Raw genomic sequence first — 22,599 nt, forward strand, 5'->3', positions numbered from 1 at the left:
CTGGTGTATGACGTGACTTCTTCTTCGAATGCGACTGGCGGTGGTGTGAACAACATCACTACTTCCAATGCGATTGTTGTTTCGGGTGGCGCGGTGGTGACGGCAGGTACAGTAGGTACTTCTCCAACTAACGGTGGTGGCCAGGCATTGGCTCCTATCGCTCTGACAGCAGGCGGTGTATTCAACAGTGTCGCAGGTGTGAACGACAACTTCACAGGTGCAGCAGCAGCTTTTGTTGGTACTACCATCAACGGTAATAACGGTGATACAGACACCATTACCTTCACAGGCGGTGGCAGTATCGTTATCGGCGGCGGCAACACCATCACTAACATCAAGACACTGGCAACAGACAATACGTCGACTGATGTGTACTTTAACGTTGCGACATCAGGTGTCACTACTGTCAACGGTGGCACAGGTAACGACCGCGTCTTCCTGGCCAATTCCGGCAGTTCCATGCTGGCCGGCAATGTGAATCTGGGTACTGGTAATAATACCCTGACTATGGAAGGTAAAACTTACAGTGGTACATTTACAGCAGGTGCTGGCACTTCAGACATCTTGAGTCTGGTTGACTTGTCAAATATTGCTGCTGCGAATATCACTGGCTTCGAAAGCCTGGTCGTTGCAAGCAATGCGGGCATCACGCTGACTACCGCACAATATGCTGCTTTCACATCGATTACTGCAACAGGCACCAATAATTTCACTTTCTCAACTGCAGGTACTATCGCAGGTAACGCTACTGTAGAAAACTATACTCTGGCGAATGGTGCGAATACCTTCACAGCAGCGGCTGGTTTGATCTCTGTTACTGGTGGTACTGGTGCAGACACATTCAATGTTGGTGATGCCATCATCACAGCAACCGTTGCTGCCAATGGTATCAATGGCGGTGCTGGTGCTGACATCCTGAACGTTGGTGCTGTGACTGCCGCGCTGGATATGTCTGCCAAAGTAACTGGCGTTGAAACCGTGAACGTGACTGGTGGTACCAATGCTGCCTGGACTGTGACTAATGAAAACGGTGCTGGCGTGACCTTGAACTTCACCAAGTCTGCTGCAACTGCAATCAATAATGTCACCCTGGGTACTGGTGGTCAGACTCTGAATATCTTGGGTACAGGTACAGGCGCAGCTACTATCACAGGCGGTTCTGGCGCGGATACAATCAACCTGTCCACAACACAAACAGGTGCTGATACGATTGCAGTCGGTTCTGTGATTGGCTCCATGGACACCATCGGCAACTTCAAAGCTGCTGGCGCTGACGTGTTCAAAACAGGCACTGCAGCAACAACATTGAACGCGCTGAACATCGCTACAGCAGACGTATCTACTCTGGCAGCCGCCATCGCTACAGCAGCAACAGCAGCTGGCGCGACGCTGGCAGCTAATACCCAGGCTTACATCATCACTGTAGCCGCAGGTACAGCAGCTGGTACATACGCCTTCCAAAACATCGGTGGCACTGTTGGTACAGTTGATGCAACTGACTTTATCGTGAAATTGACTGGTACAACGGGTTCCATCGTTGCTGGCGACTTCATCGCTTAATGTTGGTTTAGTTCGTCATCATGGCAAGGGAGCGATCCCTTGCTACAAGAGCAAGCCCATCACTGCAAAGTGTTGGGCTTGTTTGTTTGTGGGGCCAGGTATTTGTGGCTCAGTATCCAGAATTCGAGAAAAAGTCAGGGAAAAGGTAAAATGCCGGTATTCTGTCAATACGAGCTAACATGACTGCCTCTACTTCTGCCAATACCCTCGAACAACTCACGATCACCCGTCCAGATGACTGGCATTTGCATGTACGCGATGGCGCTGCCCTGGCAAGCGTCTTGCCACATACTGCAGCGCAATTTGCCCGCGCCATCATCATGCCGAATCTGAAACCGCCAGTCACGACCACTGCGCAGGCCGCAGCCTATCGTGAGCGCATTTTGGCGGCGCTGCCTTCCGGCATGTCATTTGAGCCACTGATGACGCTGTATCTGACAAATAACACACCACCAGATGAAATACGGCGTGCCAAAGACAGTGGCCTTGTCCATGCAGTGAAGTTGTATCCGGCAGGTGCGACCACCAATTCTGATGCCGGTGTGACCGACCTGAAAAATTGCTACAAGACGCTGGAAACCATGCAGGAAGTCGGCATGCCCTTTCTGGTGCATGGCGAAGTCACTGATCCGGATATCGATTTGTTTGACCGTGAAGCCGTATTCATAGAGCGTGTCATGCAGCCACTGCGCAAAGACATGCCTGAACTGAAAGTGGTATTTGAACATATTACTACCAGTGATGCAGCTGCCTATGTGGCAGAAGCCAGTGGTCCGATTGCAGCGACCATTACTGCACATCACTTGTTATATAACCGCAATGAAATTTTCAAAGGCGGTATACGTCCGCATTATTATTGTTTGCCGGTGCTGAAGCGTGAAACCCACAGGCAAGCGTTGGTAAAAGCCGCTGTCTCTGGCAGCAAACGCTTCTTCCTGGGTACCGATTCTGCCCCACATGCCAAAGGCTTGAAAGAACATGCTTGCGGCTGTGCCGGTTGTTATACCGCGCTGCATGCAATGGAATTGTATGCCCAGGCTTTTGAACAGGCTGGCGCACTTGATCAATTGGAGGCTTTTGCCAGTTTTAATGGCCCTGATTTTTATCGGTTGCCGCGCAACAAAACGACAGTCACTTTGATACGTGAAGATTGGCAAATGCCAACTGAACTTCCATTTGCGGATACCAGTATTGTTCCTCTGAACAGTGGCGAAACCCTGCACTGGAAAATGCGTGCAGTCTGAGTAATGAATGCAATGAGTGCACGTTTTTTTGATGACATAGATTGGTCGCAAAGCTGGTACGCAGCAGTGTTACCTGCAGCACAAAAAGTGTTTGCTAACCCTGCTGACTGGCGTACACAGCTCAATCAATTGAGTGCCCAGTCCGGCTTACTCAATCACCGCGATCTGCCAATACAATTCATTGCGCAGGAAGAATTACCCGAGGGTGTTGCCTATGAAGCTTATATCAGCGCCAGTGGACAGGTCCCTACCAGGGAGAATTTGCATGACTTTTTCAACGCATTGGTGTGGCTGAGTTTTCCGCACATTAAGCGGCAACTGAATGCTTTGCAGGCTGCCCAGATTGCCGCCATGGGCATAGGCAAGTCACGCGGACCGGCGCGAGACGCTGCCACTATTTTCGATGAAAATGCTGCACTGCTGGTGGTGGAAGATAATGAGCCAGGTGCTGCATTGATTGCATCCTTGCGTGCGCATGCCTGGCAGGATGCGTTTGTAGAACAGGCACACAAATTCGAGGCACGCAAATTCGGCCAAATTGCCGAAGTCTGGTGTTTTGGCCATGCCTTGATGGAAAAATTAGTTAAGCCCTATAAAGCCATTACTGCGCATACCTGGGTGTTAATGGTTGATAAGACCTACTTTGAGCGGGATACACTTGCCAGATGTGCTTACGTGGATCAACTGGTGGCTGCGCAGCTGGCCAGCCACCCCTTGAGTACGGCAGATTACACCCCCTTGCCCGTACTGGGACTGCCTGGCTGGTGGCCACAGCAGGACCAGGCTTTTTACGCTGATCAGCAAGTGTTCAGGGCAAAACGCCTTAAATCTGACCAGACCGCAGGCTAGTCCCAATAAGCTTAAGCAGCCGCCTTGTTCTGCAGCATTTGGAATAACTGATCTTTCAAACTGATACGCAGTTTTTTCAAGTCTTCTAAGGTAGCGTCGCCCAGATGTTCTTTGCCGTTTTCTGCGCGATTGACGGCTTTATCGGTAGCGTCGTATTCGTCAAATAGTTTTGCGAAATGGGCATTACCAAGTTTCAGTTCATGAATGATTTCCTTAAATTGAGGAAATTCAGTAGACAGCGCGTGATGATCGACTTGCATGGAGACTCCTGAGTTTTGAATAAGGAACATTTTCCTTGTCACCATACTAAGCAATTTACGGTTGCCGCTAATGATCTGGATCAAGCCAGTAACAAATGCGTCAATAAGATCAAGTTGTTTCGTGAATGAAAAACGGGAGCCATGGGCCCCCGTTGATTTTCTTGCTACACACTGAGATAACTTATTGTTCACGTAACCAGGTCTGGGTACGGCCAAATATTGGCGCACCGATATAACCACGCACATTCAGTTTCTTGTTGTTTTCAATCACGCTAAGTTTGCTGCTGTAAAGCTTGCCATTACCTGGGTCAAGTATTTTGCCGCCCGTGTATTCATCGCCGTCTTTTTTCAAGCCGGTCAATATAGTCATGCCGACTATGGGCTGGTCTTTGTTCGCACCTTCACATTTGCCGCATTTGGGATTTTTTTCCGGCGCATCAGCCTCCAAAAACAGTTTCTCTATCTTGCCCTGTAATTCGCCACCGGTTTCTGTGATACGTATCAATGCCTTGGGCTTGCCAGATTTATCATCAATGCTCTTCCAAAGACCGACCGGGCTTTCTTCAGCCTGTCCCAGCATTGGCAAACCAGCTAAAGCAATGAATGCGGATAATACGAATGGAACTGTTTTTTTCATGCTGTCTCCAAAAGAAAAAACGTAGATCTCTGATTTATATGATTTTATTGTACGTGGCAAAGTTTTAACCACGTACAATATTTTTAGAGTCTCTACTTTAACTAAAGGTATTACACAGGTGGCAATTTGCCAAGTTGTTCACGCAGTTTTTGCAGTGTGGCAGAGAAATTCGCTACCCGTTCTTTCTCTTGTGCTATCACTTGTGCAGGCGCTCTGGCAACAAAACCTTCATTACCCAGTTTGGCTTCGGCCTTGGCGATTTCGCCTTCCAGACGGGCGACTTCCTTACTGATACGGGCACGTTCTGCTGCAACATCGATTTCTACCTTCAGCATCAGCTTCGATTCGCCGACGATGGATACCGGTGCCGGTGAATCTGGCAGCGCATCCACAACGGCTACTTCAGACAGTTTCGCCAGCGCTTGCAGGTAGGGGGCAAAAGATTGCAGGCGCGCTTTGTCATCGGCATTGGCAGCTTGCAACAGCAGTGGCACGCGCAGGGCAGGGGACAATTGCATTTCACCACGTAAATTGCGGCAAGCGTCAGTCATGGCTTTTAGTGCCTGCATCCAGGCTTCGGCTGCGGTGTCGACATTCTCTGCCACAAACAATGGATAAGGCTGAACCATGATGCTGTCGCCAGCCGGGTTCAAGATCTTGCCAGCCAGTGGTGCAACGGTTTGCCACAGGGCTTCGGTGACGAAAGGAATAATGGGATGAGCCAGACGCAAGATTGCTTCAAGTACGCGCAGCAAAGTGCGACGGGTGGCACGTTGTTGTGCTTCATTGCCCTGTTGCACCTGTACCTTGGCAACTTCCAGATACCAGTCGCAATATTCATCCCAGACAAATTTGTAGATGGCCGAAGCAATATTGTCGAAGCGGTAGTCGGCAAAGCCCTTTTCTATCTCTGCTTCTGCGCGTTGCAAGCTTGAGATGATCCATTTGTCAGCCTGTGAATAGTCGAGGTCTGCTGCACCAACATCTGCACCAAAGCCGCAATCCTTGCCTTCGGTATTCATCAGTACAAAGCGGGTTGCGTTCCACAATTTATTGCAGAAGTTGCGATAGCCTTCACAACGGCCCAGATCGAAATTGATATTACGGCCCAGCGATGCGTAGCTGGCCATGGTGAAGCGCAGTGCATCAGTACCATAGGCGGGGATGCCATCGGAAAATTCCTTGCGTGTGGCTTTTTCTATGCTGGCCGCTTGCTTGGGATTCATCAAGCCAACAGTGCGTTTGGCGACCAGGTCATCAACACTGATCCCATCAATCAGGTCAATCGGGTCCAGGGTATTGCCCTTGGATTTGGACATTTTCTGTCCGCTGGAATCACGTACCAGACCATGTACATACACGGTATTGAACGGGACCTTGCCAGTGAAGTGCGTAGTCATCATGACCATGCGCGCTACCCAGAAGAAAATGATGTCAAAACCAGTGACCAGTACCGAGGATGGCAGGAACTGTTTGATATCTGGTGTTTCTTCTGGCCAGCCCATGGTAGAGAATGGTACCAGCGCAGATGAGAACCAGGTATCGAGCACGTCATCATCACGCTTCAATGCGCCAGTGTAACCAGCGGCAGCAGCCTTGGCTTTGGCGCCAGCTTCGTCATGGGCAACGAAGATTTCGCCATTGTCACCATACCATGCCGGGATTTGATGCCCCCACCACAATTGGCGTGAAATGCACCAGTCCTGGATGTTGTTCAGCCACTGGTTGTAGGTTGTGGTCCAGTTTTCAGGGATGAATTTGATTTCACCATCAGCGACTTTTTCCAACGCCACTTCAGCAATGGATTTTCCAGGGAAATGTGTGCCTTCTGGTGCCGGCTTGCTCATGGCCATGAACCATTGATCTGTCAGCATGGGTTCGATGACTACATTGGTACGGTCGCCACGTGGCACCATCAGTTTGTGTGGTTTTACCGATTCCAGCAGACCTTGCGCATCCAGGTCAGCAACGATTTGTTTGCGGGCGACGAAACGGTCCATGCCCTGATACACAGCAGGGGCGTTTTCATTGATCTTTGCATCCAATGTCAAGACGCTGATTTGCGCCAGATGATGACGTTGACCGACGGCATAATCGTTGAAGTCATGGGCAGGCGTGATCTTCACGCAGCCGGTACCAAATTCTTTGTCAACATAGCTATCTGCAATTACCGGGATTTCGCGGTCTGTCAGTGGCAACTTGAGCATTTTGCCAACCAGATGGACATAGCGTTCGTCCGTAGGGTCAACCGCAACAGCAACGTCACCCAACAGAGTTTCAGGACGGGTAGTTGCTACCGTCAATTGGCCGGAGCCGTCAGCAAACGGATAATGGATATGCCACATTGAGCCATCTTCTTCTTCCGACACGACTTCCAGATCAGACACTGCCGTACCCAATACCGGGTCCCAGTTGACCAGGCGTTTGCCACGATAGATCAGGCCTTGTTCTACCAGTTTGACAAATACATCGGTCACAACTTTGGAACGCTCGGCATCCATGGTGAAATATTCACGATCCCAATCGGCTGATGCACCCATGCGACGCATCTGGCCGGTGATGGTGGAGCCGGATTTTTCTTTCCATTCCCAGACTTTTTCCAGGAATTTTTCGCGGCCCAGATCGTGGCGCGAAATTTTTTGCGCATCAAGTTGTCGTTCTACTACGATTTGTGTGGCTATACCGGCATGGTCCGTGCCTGGTACCCAGGCTGTATTGTGACCACGCATGCGGTAATAACGGGTCAGGCCATCCATGATGGTCTGGTTGAAGGCATGGCCCATGTGCAGGGTGCCTGTGACATTCGGTGGGGGCAATTGTATGCAGAACGAAGGTTTGCCTTCATCCATGGTGGCGGCAAAATATCCACGTTTTTCCCACTCGCCACGCCAGGATTGTTCGATTTCTGCGGGCTCAAAAGACTTGGCTAATTCCATAATATGATCTGCGGTGATTGCTAAACCTTTGATTATAAATGAGCCGGGTGCAGAAGTCGGGTTTTACTGCAAGTAAAATTATTTAAATAATAATTTTTTCGTGTCATACAAATGAAGCGACAGGCTTGTGTCACGCATAGTGAAATCTGTTGCTATCTTTCTTTTGTGTAATAGATTGTGTCATTGACTTTAAACTGCATATCAAAAACAGCTGGAAAGACGTATCCTTGTTGCCTGCTTCAGGTCTGTTTGACTGTTTTGTCAATTTTTCTTGTTTAAGTTACATACTTCATATCCATGAGGGCATGCATGTTCCAGCTCCGACACCAAAATCAGTGCTTGAAATGGTGCGTATGCTTAGCGAGTTTGCTGCTGGTTTTTCTGACCTGTCCCCACTTGGTCAGAGCCGACAACACTTCCGATTTTGCAGCGATCGAAGCAATGCATGATCTGGCAGACAAAGACAATACCGCTGCACTCAGACAGCTGCAGGCATATAATGCAAAAATTGGTGCCAATGCTGATTACGGTTTGCGTGCTGAATTGTTGAAAACCCTGATTACCATTCTGTACGACGCTGGCAAGAATAAAGAAGCAAACGCCACCAATGCCGAGTTGATGCAGTTGGCACGTGCGCATAATGATAGCGACATGATTGCCCTGGCCTTGATCGGGGAAGCGCTTCAATTGCTGGATCAGGGTAAATTTGCACTTGCCCTGGTCAAGCTGGGTGATACGCAGCAGTCCTTACGTGACAGTACCAATGCAGAAGTACTGATGCGTCTGAATATCGCATTTGGCACGGTGCATCTGGCAATAGGTAATTTTGACAAGTCGCTGGCTTATTGCCTGGAAGCCTTGCGGTTGACTGACCAGATACCACGGCGTCGTGCCCAAGCCAGGCTATACCGCATGGAAGCCATTTCCCGCCTTTATCTGAACATGCATAATGCAGAAAAAGCATTGGAAACGACGACCGAAGCATTGGCGATAACACCGAAAATTGATTCCCCTAAAACTATTTCATCCCTGATGATGGCGCGTGGCCTGGCATTAACAGATCTTGGCAGGCACGCCGAAGCGCTGGATGCTTACAACACTGTCTTGCAGATTGCCACAGACGACGGCATGCCCGTTGTTGCGGCGACTGCTCTGGGTAATATTTCAGACTATTATTTACGCGTCCACCAATACGATCAGGCTGAGCAAGCAGCCAGAACAGCGCTGAAAAAAGCCCAGGAGATTGATGATCCCTTTGCCGTGGCGATGGCCAAGGCCAATATAGGATTTGGACTGGCCGGTCAAAGAAAATTTGCGCAAGGCATCACGTATATCAATGAATCCAAAAAGTTTTTCATGGAGACCGGTTCCAAGTCGGATATGGAAAGCTTGTTGAGTGAAATAGGAACGATGTACGAAACCGCAGGCATGCATAAAGAGGCATTGGCAACAGTGCGTGAGCAACAAAAACTCAGTGATGAATTGTTTCGTTCAGACCGCGCGCGTGCAGTGGCGACATTGCAGGAACAGTTCAATGCACAACAGAGACAAAAACAGATTGAATTATTGGGCCGTGAAAATCAGCTTAAAGATGCGGACATTAAAAATCGCCAGTTGCAGCAAATAATTTTATTGCTGGCTGCGGTAGTGACAGTCATGATAGGCGTAGTGATTTTTTTCCTCTATCAACGGGTACGTAAAACTAATGAAAAATTAATAGAAGTTAATCAGCAACTGGAATTTCACGCAGTGCGTGATCCTCTGACGGGTTTGTACAATCGCCGTTCTTTCGTTGATCTGATGAAGGCCAGGGTAGTCTTGCCGGAAGGGGAGCGCCGTGAGGATAGTCTGGAAAATCCAGACTGTCTGATCTTGATGGATATCGATCATTTTAAAAACATCAATGACAATTATGGTCATGCGGCTGGCGACGCAGTGCTGATGGAAGTAGCGCAACGTTTGCGCAATACTGTACGTGATACAGATATGGTGTTGCGCTGGGGTGGTGAAGAGTTTTTAATTTATTCACCGCGTTCCAATCCGGCGCAACTGAAGAGCCTGGTAGACCGCATCCTGCGCGGTATAGGTGAACATAGAGTGGAAGTGGGTGGCGTCAAGATTGCCGTTACCCTGACGGCCGGTTTTATCAGTCTGCCGTTTTCAGGCATTCCAGAAACAGTGTGCAATTGGGAAAAAGCCTTGCAAATTGCCGACATGGCCCTGTATCTGGGCAAGGTAAATGGACGTAATCGCGCCTATGGCGTCAGCAAATTATTGATTGCCTATGAAGAAGCATTGCCAGTGCTGGATCATGATTTATCGGCAGCAATCAAGGCAGGCATGGTGGAATTGACCGAGGTACATGGACCAGTGCAAGTGCTCGCCGGCAATGTTGTCGGATATGTAGCGGAAACGGAGGCTACACTAGCCGATGAAGATAAATAAGCACTTCGTATAGAAAAAAGTCGTATAATCTGACGTCGTCGCGGCTTTGTTTTTAAGGCCCGAAGAAAAAATGCTAGGGGTCCTGCCATCACACTATGAATAGTGATGTCGGGTGAGAAATACCCTCGAACCTGATCTGGATAATGCCAGCGAAGGGAAGCTGCCGAAGACTTCTTGCCACCCTCAGCGTGTGCATCCCGACTTTGGAAACTCCTTTGCTGGCTCCATGCCAACAAAGCAAAGGAGCCAAAATGAACGCCAACCCGCAATTCCTGTCCGCTACTGCCACGGTAGACGAGGCAGCCATACAGCCACTGCCAAATTCCCGCAAAACCTATATACAGGGCAGCCGCCCTGATATCCGTGTACCGATGCGTGAAATCAGCCAGTCAGATACCCCAGCCATGTTCGGCTCGGAAAAAAATCCGCCTATCTATGTGTATGACACTTCCGGCCCGTACACCGATCCCGCAGTAAAAATCGATATTCGCTCTGGCCTGGCATCCGTACGCGGTGCATGGATAGCCGAGCGTAATGACACCGAAGAACTGGCTGGTCCGACATCCGAATATGGCATCGCCCGCCTGCATGACCCAAAGCTGGCCGAATTGCGTTTCAACCTCAAACGCTTGCCGCGTCGTGCGCTGACGGGCAAAAATGTCTCACAAATGCATTACGCGCGTCAGGGCATCATCACGCCAGAAATGGAATTTGTCGCCATCCGCGAAAACCTGCGCAGGAAAGAGTATCTGGAAAACCTGAAAGCCTCCGGTCCCATGGGCAACAAGCTGGCAGAAGTCATGGGACGCCAGCATCCGGGTCAATCTTTTGGTGCGGCGATACCGGAAGAAATCACGTCAGAATTCGTGCGTTCAGAAATCGCCCGTGGTCGCGCCATTATCCCTGCCAATATCAATCACCCGGAAATCGAGCCGATGATCATAGGCCGTAATTTCCTGGTCAAGATCAATGCCAATATTGGTAACTCTGCCGTGACTTCTTCCATTGGCGAAGAAGTCGAGAAAATGACCTGGGCGATACGCTGGGGTGGCGACAATGTGATGGATTTGTCGACCGGCAAACACATACACGAAACCCGCGAATGGATCATCCGCAATTCACCGGTACCTATCGGTACTGTGCCTATCTATCAGGCGCTGGAAAAAGTGAATGGCAAGGCAGAAGACCTGACCTGGGAAATCTTCCGCGACACACTCATTGAACAAGCAGAGCAAGGTGTCGATTATTTCACCATCCACGCCGGGGTACGTCTGCAATATGTACCGATGACAGCCAAGCGCCTCACAGGTATCGTGTCACGCGGCGGTTCCATCATGGCGAAATGGTGCCTGGCACATCATAAGGAAAGCTTCCTGTACGAGCATTTCGAAGATATCTGCGAAATCATGAAGGCATATGACGTGTCCTTCAGTCTGGGCGATGGCTTGCGCCCGGGTTCTATCTATGACGCCAATGATGAAGCGCAGTTAGGTGAATTGAAAACCCTGGGTGAGTTGACCCAGATCGCCTGGAAGCACGATGTACAAGTCATGATAGAAGGCCCCGGTCACGTGCCCATGCATTTGATCAAAGAAAACATGGACCTGCAACTTGAGCAATGCCATGAAGCACCTTTCTATACGCTGGGCCCATTGACTACCGACATCGCCCCTGGTTATGACCACATTACGTCCGGCATAGGTGCCGCACAAATCGGCTGGTATGGCACTGCCATGCTGTGCTATGTAACACCAAAAGAACATCTGGGTTTACCTAACAAGGTGGATGTCAAGGATGGCATCATTACCTACAAGATCGCTGCCCATGCAGCCGACTTGGCAAAAGGCCATCCGGGCGCGCAGATACGTGACAATGCCTTGTCCAAGGCACGCTTTGAATTCCGCTGGGAAGACCAGTTCAACATCGGCCTTGACCCTGACAAAGCGCGCGAATTCCATGATGAAACCCTGCCCAAGGATTCTGCCAAAGTTGCCCATTTCTGTTCCATGTGTGGCCCGCATTTCTGCTCGATGAAGATCACGCAGGAAGTGCGCGACTATGCCAATGCACAAGGTATCAGTGAGATCCAGGCGCTGAAGCAGGGTATGGAAGTCAAGGCTGTTGAATTCATCAAATCCGGCGCGGAAATCTACAAGAAGCAATAGCCATGATGGATATACAGCTCAATGGAGAAAAACGCCAACTGGTGAGCGCGCTGCTGGCAGATTTGATTGCAGAATTAAATCTGTCGCAGCAGGCGATTGCGGTCGCGGTTAACCGGCAGATTATTCCGAAGTCGCAGTGGGCACAATATCGGTTGCAAGTGGACGACAAGGTTGACGTTGTGCGCGCTATTGGTGGCGGTTGATTGTAGGTTGGGCTTCGTTTTTTGTAGGTTGGGCTACGCATTATCAGCCCAACGCTGTGCATGAAATATTGTATTTGTTCATTATGCGCCGAGCGTTGGGCTGGTAAACCGCAGCCCAACCTACAAGGCTGACGAAGCGTAGCCTGACGAGGCCCAACCCAACCTACGATGTATTGCTTGCATCTCACAAATTTGAAAGAATTTTATGAACGCAGAAAACAAGCCAGGCTTAACCATAGCTGGCAAAACCTACCGCTCGCGCCTGCTGGTTGGCAGCGGTAAATACAAAGATCTTGAACAAACCCGGCTGGCAACAGAAGCCAGCGGTGCTGAGATCATCACGGTGGCGATACGTCGTGTCAACATAGGACAAGACCCGAACGCACCTAGCTTGCTGGATGTGGTACCGCCCAGCAAATACACCATACTGCCCAACTCTGCCGGTTGCTATAACGCAGAAGATGCGGTCTATACCTTGCAATTGGGACGTGAATTGTTAGGCGGGCACAAGCTGTGCAAGCTGGAAGTGTTAGGCGATGAGAAAACCCTGTTTCCGAATATGCCGGAAACCCTGAAGGCCGCCAGGACATTGGTACAAGATGGTTTTGATGTCATGGTGTATTGCAGCGATGACCCGATACAGGCGCGCATGCTGGAAGACATAGGTTGCGTTGCCGTCATGCCGCTGGCGTCATTGATAGGTTCAGGCATGGGTATATTGAATCCCTGGAATCTGTCGCTGATCATCGATCAGGCCAAGGTGCCGGTGCTGGTCGATGCAGGTGTCGGTACCGCATCTGATGCTGCCATAGCGATGGAACTGGGTTGCGATGGGGTGTTGATGAATACGGCGATTGCCGGTGCCAAAGACCCGGTACGCATGGCACGTGCCATGGGGCTAGCGGTGGAAGCAGGGCGCGAGGCTTTTCTGGCTGGGCGTATGCCACGCAAGTTTGCGGCTTCACCATCATCCCCTATGGCTGGCCGTATTGTTTGATGGTCGTTTGATGAAAATCTCAACACGTCCCTGTGTGCTGGTGTTTGCCGGGCATGACCCCAGCGGTGGTGCTGGTATTCAGGCTGATATTGAGGCGATAGCCGCGCAGGGCGCACATGCCTTGCCGGTGATTACCGCATTGACGGTGCAAGACAATGACCACGCCTATGCCGTACATGCCGTTGACGTACAGATCATCTTGCAGCAGGCTATGACTCTGGCAGCCAAAATACCGTTTAAGGTAATCAAGCTGGGCATCGTCGCACACAAAAAAAATGCGACGGCGATTGCGAGTTTCATTCAAAAGATGAAGCAGCAATATCCGGATCTGCAAGTTATCGTCGACCCTGTCTTGGGTAGCGGTCACGGTGACAGTTTGTCACTGGATGATGCGGTAGAAGCGATTGAGCCACTATTGAAAGTCGCGACATTAATCACCCCAAATCTGCCCGAGCTAAAGCGTTTGTCACCTCAGGCAGGTGATCTTCAGGCACAGGTGCAAAACCTGATGGAATACGCGCATGCCGATGTCTTGCTGAAAGGTGGTCATGCGACAGAAGCACAGGTGAAAAATATCTGGTTCCAGCATGGGCAATGGCAGACTGCACAAGAATGGCAATGGCCGCGCCTGCCAGGTGAATTCCACGGTAGCGGCTGCACACTGGCGTCGGCAGTAGCCGGGCAACTGGCGAATGGAGCAACATTGGCAGATGCTTTGCAACGAGCACAAAGCTATACCCAATATAGCCTGCAACATGCTTATGCCATCGCTGCTGGCCAGCTTATTCCAGCGCGGCAGACAGCTTTCAAAATAGGGAAGAAATCATGAATCAGCGTAGTACTTATCAAATGCGTGGTTTGTACGTCGTCACACCTGATTGGGACGATACAGAAAAGTTAATCAGCATCACGCAGCAGGCGCTCGCAGGCGGCGCGAACATCGTACAATATCGCCACAAAACCGCCAGCCCGGAACTGCGAAAAACTCAGGCGCGGGCCTTACTGGAATTGTGCCGCAGCTTTAACAAACCCTTCATCATCAACGATCATCTGGAACTCTGCCTCGAAATTGATGCTGACGGCTTGCATGTAGGGGGCACTGATATGTCGGTCGCTGATGCCAGGGCAAAGTTGGGTGCAGATAAAATTCTGGGCGCATCCTGCTATGGTGATCTGGAACTGGCACGCACTGCAGTTGAAGGTGGTGCCAGTTATATCGCCTTTGGTGGCTTCTATCCTTCACGTATCAAGAAATATGCAGTGACCACCGCTGCCAGCATAGTGGCCGAGGCAGTAAAAAAATTTGATGTGCCGAATGTCGTCATCGGCGGCATGACACTGGAAAACTGCCAGCCCTTGCTTGTTCAGGGGGCTGACATGGTGGCGGTAATCAGCAGTGTGTATATGGCAGAACAGCCGCAACAGGCCGCGCTGGCATTTGCCAGCTTATTTGCTGACAAACCCGGGTAAGCTGTCGGTAGGTAAGTCTTACAGAGGATATGCTTGTACGACGACGTGCCTCGCCACCTCAGTTTGTTGACTCAATATCTTGTAGGCGTGTATACACCTGCAAAATCTTTTCCTGCATTGCGCTGCTGGCCATCAGCATTGGCGCACGTAAGCCAGATTGCATGGTATATATGGAGGCAAGCACGGCCTTCAGTGGCGCTGGGTTAGGTTCTTCAAACAGCGCCTGCATGACAGGCAGCAAGTGATAGAAAATTTCCCTGGCCCGCTCAAGTTCACCTGCATTGACATGTGCCTGCAAGCGCAGGAATAAATCGGGACGCAAATGTGCAGATGCCAGTATGCCACCGGCACCTCCCAGACACAGTGTAGAAAGCAACTGATGATCTTCCCCCGTCAGCACCTGAATATCTCCATCCATGATGAGTTGCATGGTGGCTTGCAGATTGCCACCACAATCCTTGATGGCGACGATGTTGGGATGTCGGGCCAATTGCTGCAAGGTGGGCAGTTCCATGTTGATGCCGGTGCGGTAGGGTATGTTATATAACAATACGGGCACAGCCGAGGCATCGGCAATTTCATGAAAGTAGTGCAAGATGCCTGCCTGTGATGGTCGTATGTAATATGGCGGTGTGACCAGCACTCCGGCGACCTGTCTTTGCCCTGTCAGCACCAGTCTGTGCAAGACTTGCCCCATATGATTACCACTTAAACCCATGATGACTTGATGGGCCGGAACAACAGCAAGTACAGCATCCAGCACCTGCAACTGTTCTTCTGCACTGAGTGCAGCCGCCTCTCCAGTCGAACCGCAGACAACCAGGCCCGCAACACCTTCAGCGATAAGCTTGCTGGACAATGCTTGCAAGGCAGGGAAATCCACTTCTGGTTCTGTGTTGGCACAAAATGGCGTGACCAGAGCGACCCAGATGCCGGAAAAATCCTTGCGCCTGGCCTGCTGAGTGTGCATTGCTTGAAACTGGGTATTGCTAGAGGTACTGATATTGCTGGACATGCCTGTTCTCCTGTGGACCGGTAAAAAGACCCGCAGGGAGATGACATATAGCGCAAAAGGGAGGAAACCGTTTTTGCCATCCTGTCAGCTCACCTGACGGGACAGCACGCCCCGGTCAGATGAGCGTCTGTTTCTTGGCTTTAGCAAAGACCATACACAAAGCAGTGCTGCTTTGTGTGTGTAATTGATCTTTGACTTGAGTTTGCATAATGAAAATGAGATAGCGATTAAGATGATTATCTGCGCACAGGACATCTCCTGTCAAGTTGGTAGAAACTATACCAGACAACAATTTTCAGCTTGTTCAGGGATGGCATAAAGCAGGTATTGCATAGTCCCGTATAATCCGCGTATGCAAAATTTACTTCATAACTTAAATCCCGAACAACTTGCTGCAGTGACACTGCCTGCACAGTCTGCCCTGATTTTAGCTGGTGCCGGTTCTGGCAAGACGCGTGTGTTGACGACCCGGATAGCCTGGCTGATACAGACCGGCCAGGTGTCGCCAGGAGGTATTTTGGCGGTGACCTTTACCAACAAGGCCGCCAAAGAAATGTTGACGCGTTTGTCGGCCATGTTGCCGATTAATACACGTGGCATGTGGATAGGCACTTTCCATGGGCTGTGTAACCGCCTCTTGCGTGCACACCACCGCGATGCCGGTTTACCATCGACTTTCCAGATACTCGATTCTGCGGACCAGTTATCCTTCATCAAGCGTTTGCTGAAGGCCAACAATATTGATGATGAAAAATTCCCGCCCAAGACGCTGATGTATTTCATCAACGGTGCCAAAGACCAGGGTTTGCGTGCTGCCCAGGTGGATGCCTATGATGATTTCAATCGCAAGCTGGTTGGCCTGTATGATTTGTATGACGCCCAATGCCAGCGTGAAGGCGTGGTCGATTTTGCCGAACTGCTGTTGCGCACCTATGAATTGTTAAGCCGTAACCAGCCTCTGCGTGAACATTATCAGGACAGGTTCCGTCACATCCTCGTCGACGAGTTTCAGGATACCAATGACCTGCAATACAAATGGCTGAAACTGATGGCGGGCGAAGGCACCAAGAAAGGCGGAGCCGTCTTTGCCGTTGGTGATGATGATCAGAGTATCTATGCCTTCCGTGGTGCCAATGTCGGTAATATGTCCTCCTTCGAGCGAGAATTCCAGGTACAAAATTTAATCAAGCTGGAACAAAATTACCGCTCGCACGGCCACATCCTGGATAGTGCAAACGTGTTGATCGAACACAATAGCAAGCGCCTTGGCAAGAACTTGCGGACCGATGCCGGTCACGGTGAACCAGTGCGTATCATGGAAGCCAGCAGCGATATACAAGAAGCCAACTGGATTATAGAAGAAGCCAAGAATTTGATACGCGAAGGTTCGTTGCGTAGCGAAATTGCGATTTTATATCGTTCGAATGCGCAGTCGCGCGTGATTGAACATGCACTGTTCACGGCTGGCATACCGTATCGTGTATATGGGGGTCAGCGTTTTTTTGAACGGGCCGAGATCAAGCATGCGATAGCCTATTTGCAGTTGATGGATAACCCGCATAATGATTCTGCTTTCCTGCGCGTGGTGAACTTCCCTACACGTGGCATTGGAGCACGCTCGCTGGAACAATTGCAGGATGTTGCCAGGCTGCAGAATATTTCCATGTATGCAGCCGTGCCGTATGTGGCTGGCAAGGCCGGTTCTTCGTTGGCATCTTTCGTCAAATTGATAGAAGGTGCGCGCTTCGAAACACAGAACCTGCCTTTACCCGAGATGGTGAAAATTGTGCTGGAAGTCAGCACCTTGCTGACACACTATCAGACCGAGAAGGAAGGCGCAGACCGCATAGAAAATCTGGAACAGCTGGTGAATGCTGCAACCCTGTTTGTGTCAGAAGAGGGCTTCAATAAAGAAGCGCCGGCCTTTGCCGGCCCGGCCAGCAGTACTGCTGTCTTGCTGGCGAATGAGAACGGTGATCAGATCATTGATGCCGATGCTGCCTTGCCTACGGTGATGTCACCTCTGTCAGCTTTCCTGTCGCATGCTTCGCTGGAAGCGGGGGATAACCAGGCACAGGCTGGGCAGGATGCCATGCAATTGATGACCGTGCATTCAGCCAAGGGTCTGGAATTTGATGCGGTCTTCATTACCGGCCTGGAAGAAGGCTTGTTCCCTCACGAGAATAGCGCGCAGGAAGAAAGTGGAGTCGAAGAAGAGCGTCGCCTCATGTATGTGGCGATTACCCGCGCGCGCAAACGCCTGTACCTGAGTTTCTCGCAAACACGCATGCTGCATGGTCAAACCCGTTATAACTTGCGTTCCCGTTTCCTGGAAGAATTACCCGAAGAGTCAGTCAAGTGGTTATCACCCAAAATACAGGCGAGCTGGTTTGGCAACAAAAAATCTGCATGGGACGAAGCCCCGGATGATGCCGCTAACCGTATTGCACAAAGCTTCACTGCACATAGCGACAAGATCAACTGGCGCATAGGCCAGACTGTTGCGCATGCCAAGTTTGGAGAAGGTGTGATCGTGAATATCAATGGCGGTGGCGGTAGTGGCAGCCCGCGAGCTCAAATTAATTTTGGAAAGTTCGGCATGAAGGAATTGGATTTGAGTATCGCCAAGCTGGAAAAAATATAAAGGTTGTCATCTGATAGGTGCAGAACAGGCCCTGCACTATATTGCAGCAGCTGCATTGCGTGCTTTTTCCAGAGAGTTTTTTTGATCGTGGTTGCTTTTTTTCAGGCAACCTTAGCTTATGGCTTTAACCATCAGTCTTATGCTGATGGCATATGCCTCAGTCGGGCTTATGTTGTAGTCGCCTTGCTGCAGCTATCGAGGTTGCAGCTTTGATCCTATTGGCAGGTCGCAACGTTGACGGCGTTAATGTGCCTGTACCTAGTTTGAATACGCTGACAGCCTGCTGTAAATGCATGGCTTGTTCTGCCAGGTTGGCCGCAGATGCTGCTGCCTGCTCAACCATGGCTGCATTTTGTTGGGTTAATTCATCCATTTGTGAAATAGCCTGATTCATCTGCTCCACACCATCACTCTGTTCACTGCTGGCATTGCTGATTTCATGAATAATACTGGTTACATTTTGTACGGACTTGACTAGTTGCGACATGGTTTTTGAGGTCTCTTCTACCAAGTGATTACCGGTATTCACCTTGCTCATAGAATCTTCTATTAGTACTTTGATTTCTTTGGCTGCACTGGCGGATTTTTGAGCCAGGTTGCGCACTTCGCTGGCAACAACGGCGAAACCGCGTCCCTGTTCTCCTGCACGTGCAGCTTCTACCGCAGCGTTCAGCGCCAGGATATTGGTCTGAAATGCGATGCCGTCGATCATACTGATGATGTTTTCTATACTTTTTGCAGAGTCGCTGATGTCACGCATGGTGTCGCCGACTTTATTCACCATGTCTCCACCTGCCGTGGCAACCTGGGAGGCAGTTTCTGCCAGTTGGTTCGCATGTGATGCATTGTCAGAATTTTGTTTGATCGTGGAAGCAAATTCTTCCATGCTGGCGGCAGTTTCTTCGAGGTTGGATGCTTGAGATTCGGTACGGTTCGACAAATCCATATTGCCGTCAGCAATTTCCTTGCTGCCGCGGTTGATGGAATCAACATTGCTTCTGACATCACCAATGATGGATACCAAGTTGATATTCATCTGACGCATTGCCTGTATGAGCTGGCCCATCTCGCCGCCATCTCCTTTCGTTATTATGGTTGCCAGATCACCTCCTGCCATGGTGCGGGCGGCATGTGTCACTTGTTGAAGCGGTTTGATATAGCCACGGTATGTGGCAAACCATTGATAGAGGATGATGGCTGCCGCCACACATAATGCAGCAAAGTCATTGATCTGAAAGCCGGAACTCAGCCAGCGTACGGTGCCGCCGCCCAGTATTACGGCAATGGCTGATAACATCCCTAACGCCAGTTTGGTGGTGCCGGACAACTGCAAGGCACTGTGTATTCTTCCTGGTAAATCCATTCTTACCAGATGCCCGCGACGCAGTTGCAAAATTCCCGCCTTGTCATCGCGCATGCGGCGATACAGTTGATCTGCCTCAGTCACTTCTGCGCGGCTCGGTTTAGTCCGCACGGACATATAGCCGACTATCTGATCATTTTCGATGACAGGAGTGACATTTGCCCTGACCCAGTAATGGTCTCCATTTTTGCAGCGATTTTTTACTATGCCATCCCATTGATGTCCTTCTTTGATGCTGGCCCATAAGTCAGCGAATGCTTGTATAGGCATGTCAGGATGGCGCACGATATTGTGTGGGGCACCAATCAATTCTGACTGGTCAAAACCGCTTATTTCGATAAAGGTGGGATTGCAGTATAGGATTTTGCCTTTGAGGTCAGTTTTGGATACGATGGATTGACCATCCCTGATCTCGACTTCTTTTCCGCTGACAGGTTGATTGTTACGCATTGCGCGCCACCTTTCTGGTTCTTCGGTACGAAGTTAAGTCGCTAAGAATGAAGTTAGCATATCTCCATGAAACCAAGTTAAAACTTTGTAAATTCGCTTACTGAATACGGGGAGTATATTTGCTTAAAAAATTTGATTTGTTATAGTTTGACCGATAACTTAGCGATAGAGAGTCTGGAAGCTGATCCCCCGTTTCTAAAACCTAAAACAGAAAAAGAACACACCTGACAAAAAGGGGGGGGCTATATATAGTACGCACTTGCAGTCATGACTTTGGCCGCCAGCTTCATTCCTATTTTTATTGGTGCTGGCAACTCGCTAGCGCCCAGCGACTGGGCGGCAGTACCGTGAGCAATTTCATCTATCCGCATTTGTTCAACGATGGCGCGCGACTTGGCATCCTGTGTTGGTAATTTATCCATATGACTTGCCAGGTGTGCTTCAACCTGACGTTCGGTTTCCACCACAAAACCCAGGCTGAGTTCGTCTCCACTTTTTGCGGCAAGCGCGCCGAGGGCATATGCACCTGCATACCACAAGGGATTGAGCAGGCTGGTATGCGAATTCAATTCTTTCAGCCGTCCTGCAGTCCAGGCCAGATGGTCTTCTTCTTCGATACCTGAATGTTGGAATTGCTGACGAATCTCTTCTTTTTTTGCAAAAGCTCCCTGTGCGTCATATAAAGCCTGAGCACAAATTTCACCCACGTGATTAATACGCATCAGCCCGGCACTATGGGCTTTTTCCTGATCTGACATGTTGACCTCTTCAATGCTCTGCGCAGGGTTGTTGCGTCTGGCGCGTGCCTGCCCGTTCACTGTGCGTAATGCGCGGTCAATTCCCAGAATAAGGCGGTCGATTGCTAAAGTACTCATAGATGTTGTGTCAGATAGGTGCGGTAATGCCGGGATTATAGGGTAGAAAGAGGCTCGCTTCAGATTGATTGATTCCGGGCATGATTTTCATCAATCCTTTCAGAAAAATTATATTTCTAATAATAAGAAAGAAGATGCTTGTTGCGATAACACCACATAAAATTTGCTTAAATACGATCGTTCGCAAATTCTCTTTGCCCTAAATCTTTTAATTTGTTCCAATGGAATCTAACTTCTTAATCAGCAGGTTTCGAAGTCTTGGCAAGGCTAAATATAAAAGCATGACCATGCGAAAAACGTCTGGTCGGTAAAAATACATATAATTTTGGAGACTGTTTAAATGAAAAAAACGATACTGGCTTTCGCAGTTCTGAGTGCATTTGCAGCGACAGCGTCTGCACAATCTTCCGTTACCGTCTACGGGATTGTTGATGCCGCAGTGGTAGCAACTACTAACCAAACCGCGACAGGTGGCTCTAAAATTTCTATGGATGCAGGCCAGTTGCTGACTTCCCGCTGGGGTATCAAAGGCTCTGAAGATTTGGGCGGTGGTTTGAAAGCCAACTTTAATCTGGAGGGTACGCTGGCAAATGATACTGGTGCAGCTGGTGCAGGTTTTGGTGGTAACGTATTTAACCAGACTGGTAACAACACGTCCTTGTTTGATCGTTTGTCATGGGTAGGTTTGTCTGGTGATTTCGGTGCTGTCACTTTGGGTCGTAACAATATTCTGGGTGTGGACTCCGTTGGTCTGGCTGATCCTATAAGTCTGGCACATGCTGGTTCGAATCCTAACGTGATGTTCAGTGCATTGAACTCAGGTGCGTTCTTCGGTGGTTTTGGTACTAACCAGGGTGGTACAGCACTGCGTCAAAATAACTCCATTAAATATGTTTCTCCATTGATGTCTGGTTTTGGCGGTGGGTTGATGTATGGTTTAGGTGAAAAAGCTGGCGATACATCGGCCAGCAGCTACGCTGGCTTGTCTGGTTTCTTTACTGACGGCACAAATGGTGCAGCTTTGTCTTATGCAAAAATGAAAGACAATGCCAATGCAGCCAGCCTGACGGGGTTTGCCGCTGGTGCCAAGTTTAAGATTACTCCCTCCGTCATGTTGCGCGGCACTTATGCTCAAACCAAGGTCGAAGGTGCTATCAAGATTGACGCTTTGCCAAGTGCAGATGGTCGCAAGATTGCTGTAATTGGTTTGGGTGCAGATTTCAGTTTGTCTGACCAGACAACACTGACAGCTGCGTATTACAACACCAAACGTTCTGGCGACATCGATGGCAAAGCAGATCAGTATATCGGTTTGGCTAAGTACGCATTTAGCAAACGCACAACAGCTTATGCTTCCCTGACGTATGCAAAAGCAGGTTCAGTTAATGCACAAGACGTTTCACTGGCACTGGGTATCATCGGTGCAGGCAATAGTTCAGCTGTACGTACAGCAGTAGGTGTTTTGCACGCATTCTGATCGTAAGCT

Annotated in this window: 17 protein-coding genes and 1 riboswitch; of the genes, 11 read left to right on the top strand and 6 right to left on the bottom strand. The window is 49.8% G+C overall.

From position 1 onward, the window contains the following. From AC1RVX_RS11210 to AC1RVX_RS11220, 3 genes are all read left to right on the top strand, one after another. On the top strand, positions 1-1,560 hold a 1,560-nt coding region (locus AC1RVX_RS11210; RefSeq protein ID WP_493216682.1), incomplete at its 5' end, for a beta strand repeat-containing protein. A 179-nt stretch (positions 1,561-1,739) separates the two neighbouring features. Next, positions 1,740-2,804 carry a dihydroorotase gene (pyrC, locus tag AC1RVX_RS11215; RefSeq protein WP_493216683.1) on the top strand — a complete coding sequence of 355 codons (1,065 nt, stop codon included), beginning with the start codon at positions 1,740-1,742 and terminating at the stop codon, positions 2,802-2,804. A gap of 12 nt (positions 2,805-2,816) precedes the next feature. Continuing rightward, a complete protein-coding gene (locus tag AC1RVX_RS11220; RefSeq protein ID WP_493217103.1) occupies positions 2,817-3,653 on the top strand; it encodes a DUF3025 domain-containing protein in 837 nt (278 codons plus the stop codon). Between the two features lie 11 nt (positions 3,654-3,664). Here AC1RVX_RS11220 and AC1RVX_RS11225 read toward each other — a convergent pair whose 3' ends face one another. The 3 genes from AC1RVX_RS11225 to AC1RVX_RS11235 all read right to left on the bottom strand — a co-directional run bounded on the left by AC1RVX_RS11225 (position 3,665) and on the right by AC1RVX_RS11235 (position 7,486). Then, the gene (locus AC1RVX_RS11225; protein ID WP_493216684.1) at positions 3,665-4,105 is read right to left on the bottom strand and encodes an HP1242/YdcH family protein; all 441 of its coding nucleotides are present in this window, start codon (positions 4,103-4,105) and stop codon (positions 3,665-3,667) included. Then, complete coding sequence (locus AC1RVX_RS11230; protein WP_493217104.1) at positions 4,095-4,493, bottom strand: DUF2147 domain-containing protein; 399 nt, start codon at positions 4,491-4,493, stop codon at positions 4,095-4,097. The genes AC1RVX_RS11225 and AC1RVX_RS11230 overlap by 11 nt, the downstream gene beginning before the upstream one ends. Before the next feature lie 167 nt (positions 4,494-4,660). Further along, the gene (locus AC1RVX_RS11235) at positions 4,661-7,486 is read right to left on the bottom strand and encodes a valine--tRNA ligase (protein ID WP_493216685.1); all 2,826 of its coding nucleotides are present in this window, start codon (positions 7,484-7,486) and stop codon (positions 4,661-4,663) included. A 441-nt stretch (positions 7,487-7,927) separates the two neighbouring features. On the opposite strand from AC1RVX_RS11235, the gene AC1RVX_RS11240 reads away from it, so the two are divergent. From AC1RVX_RS11240 to thiE, 6 genes are all read left to right on the top strand, one after another. Further along, the gene (locus AC1RVX_RS11240; RefSeq protein ID WP_493216686.1) at positions 7,928-9,931 is read left to right on the top strand and encodes a GGDEF domain-containing protein; all 2,004 of its coding nucleotides are present in this window, start codon (positions 7,928-7,930) and stop codon (positions 9,929-9,931) included. A 65-nt stretch (positions 9,932-9,996) separates the two neighbouring features. Continuing rightward, a riboswitch (TPP riboswitch) is annotated at positions 9,997-10,106 on the top strand. A gap of 76 nt (positions 10,107-10,182) precedes the next feature. Further along, positions 10,183-12,096, top strand: coding sequence for a phosphomethylpyrimidine synthase ThiC (thiC, locus tag AC1RVX_RS11245; RefSeq protein WP_493216687.1), 1,914 nt, complete (start codon positions 10,183-10,185; stop codon positions 12,094-12,096). A 2-nt stretch (positions 12,097-12,098) separates the two neighbouring features. Further along, complete coding sequence (thiS, locus tag AC1RVX_RS11250; protein WP_493216688.1) at positions 12,099-12,299, top strand: sulfur carrier protein ThiS; 201 nt, start codon at positions 12,099-12,101, stop codon at positions 12,297-12,299. Between the two features lie 205 nt (positions 12,300-12,504). Continuing rightward, positions 12,505-13,296, top strand: coding sequence for a thiazole synthase (locus AC1RVX_RS11255; protein ID WP_493216689.1), 792 nt, complete (start codon positions 12,505-12,507; stop codon positions 13,294-13,296). A 10-nt stretch (positions 13,297-13,306) separates the two neighbouring features. Beyond that, entirely contained in the window at positions 13,307-14,125 is an 819-nt protein-coding gene (gene thiD / locus AC1RVX_RS11260) for a bifunctional hydroxymethylpyrimidine kinase/phosphomethylpyrimidine kinase (RefSeq protein ID WP_493216690.1), read from the top strand. After that, on the top strand, positions 14,122-14,766 hold the full coding sequence (gene thiE, locus AC1RVX_RS11265) for a thiamine phosphate synthase (protein WP_493216691.1): 645 nt from the start codon (positions 14,122-14,124) through the stop codon (positions 14,764-14,766). Before thiD ends, thiE begins: the two co-directional genes overlap by 4 nt. Positions 14,767-14,824: 58 nt before the next feature. Here the strand turns inward: thiE and dapA are convergent, their stop codons facing one another. Beyond that, complete coding sequence (gene dapA / locus AC1RVX_RS11270) at positions 14,825-15,781, bottom strand: 4-hydroxy-tetrahydrodipicolinate synthase (RefSeq protein WP_493216692.1); 957 nt, start codon at positions 15,779-15,781, stop codon at positions 14,825-14,827. Positions 15,782-16,133: 352 nt separating this feature from the next. On the opposite strand from dapA, the gene AC1RVX_RS11275 reads away from it, so the two are divergent. After that, on the top strand, positions 16,134-18,425 hold the full coding sequence (locus tag AC1RVX_RS11275; protein ID WP_493216693.1) for a UvrD-helicase domain-containing protein: 2,292 nt from the start codon (positions 16,134-16,136) through the stop codon (positions 18,423-18,425). A gap of 157 nt (positions 18,426-18,582) precedes the next feature. Here AC1RVX_RS11275 and AC1RVX_RS11280 read toward each other — a convergent pair whose 3' ends face one another. Then, entirely contained in the window at positions 18,583-20,238 is a 1,656-nt protein-coding gene (locus AC1RVX_RS11280) for a methyl-accepting chemotaxis protein (RefSeq protein WP_493216694.1), read from the bottom strand. Between the two features lie 242 nt (positions 20,239-20,480). After that, positions 20,481-21,113 carry a 2-polyprenyl-3-methyl-6-methoxy-1,4-benzoquinone monooxygenase gene (gene coq7 / locus AC1RVX_RS11285; protein WP_493216695.1) on the bottom strand — a complete coding sequence of 211 codons (633 nt, stop codon included), beginning with the start codon at positions 21,111-21,113 and terminating at the stop codon, positions 20,481-20,483. Between the two features lie 340 nt (positions 21,114-21,453). Here coq7 and AC1RVX_RS11290 point away from each other — a divergent pair, with 340 nt between their 5' ends. Next, on the top strand, positions 21,454-22,590 hold the full coding sequence (locus AC1RVX_RS11290) for a porin (protein WP_493216696.1): 1,137 nt from the start codon (positions 21,454-21,456) through the stop codon (positions 22,588-22,590). Positions 22,591-22,599: the final 9 nt, after the last annotated feature.

This window comes from Undibacterium sp. GW821-FHT11B02 (assembly GCF_058808955.1).

Excerpts from the sequence above, each read along its gene's own strand:
- pyrC (WP_493216683.1), top strand. The coding sequence starts at position 1,740 with ATGACTGCCTCTACTTCTGCCAATACCCTCGAACAACTCACGATCACC.
- AC1RVX_RS11220 (WP_493217103.1), top strand. The coding sequence starts at position 2,817 with ATGAGTGCACGTTTTTTTGATGACATAGATTGGTCGCAAAGCTGGTAC.
- AC1RVX_RS11230 (WP_493217104.1), bottom strand. The coding sequence starts at position 4,493 with ATGCTGGGACAGGCTGAAGAAAGCCCGGTCGGTCTTTGGAAGAGCATT.
- AC1RVX_RS11235 (WP_493216685.1), bottom strand. The coding sequence starts at position 7,486 with ATGGAATTAGCCAAGTCTTTTGAGCCCGCAGAAATCGAACAATCCTGG.
- AC1RVX_RS11240 (WP_493216686.1), top strand. The coding sequence starts at position 7,928 with ATGCATGATCTGGCAGACAAAGACAATACCGCTGCACTCAGACAGCTG.
- thiC (WP_493216687.1), top strand. The coding sequence starts at position 10,183 with ATGAACGCCAACCCGCAATTCCTGTCCGCTACTGCCACGGTAGACGAG.
- thiS (WP_493216688.1), top strand. The coding sequence starts at position 12,099 with ATGATGGATATACAGCTCAATGGAGAAAAACGCCAACTGGTGAGCGCG.
- AC1RVX_RS11255 (WP_493216689.1), top strand. The coding sequence starts at position 12,505 with ATGAACGCAGAAAACAAGCCAGGCTTAACCATAGCTGGCAAAACCTAC.
- thiD (WP_493216690.1), top strand. The coding sequence starts at position 13,307 with ATGAAAATCTCAACACGTCCCTGTGTGCTGGTGTTTGCCGGGCATGAC.
- thiE (WP_493216691.1), top strand. The coding sequence starts at position 14,122 with ATGAATCAGCGTAGTACTTATCAAATGCGTGGTTTGTACGTCGTCACA.
- dapA (WP_493216692.1), bottom strand. The coding sequence starts at position 15,781 with ATGTCCAGCAATATCAGTACCTCTAGCAATACCCAGTTTCAAGCAATG.
- AC1RVX_RS11275 (WP_493216693.1), top strand. The coding sequence starts at position 16,134 with ATGCAAAATTTACTTCATAACTTAAATCCCGAACAACTTGCTGCAGTG.
- AC1RVX_RS11280 (WP_493216694.1), bottom strand. The coding sequence starts at position 20,238 with ATGCGTAACAATCAACCTGTCAGCGGAAAAGAAGTCGAGATCAGGGAT.
- coq7 (WP_493216695.1), bottom strand. The coding sequence starts at position 21,113 with ATGAGTACTTTAGCAATCGACCGCCTTATTCTGGGAATTGACCGCGCA.
- AC1RVX_RS11290 (WP_493216696.1), top strand. The coding sequence starts at position 21,454 with ATGAAAAAAACGATACTGGCTTTCGCAGTTCTGAGTGCATTTGCAGCG.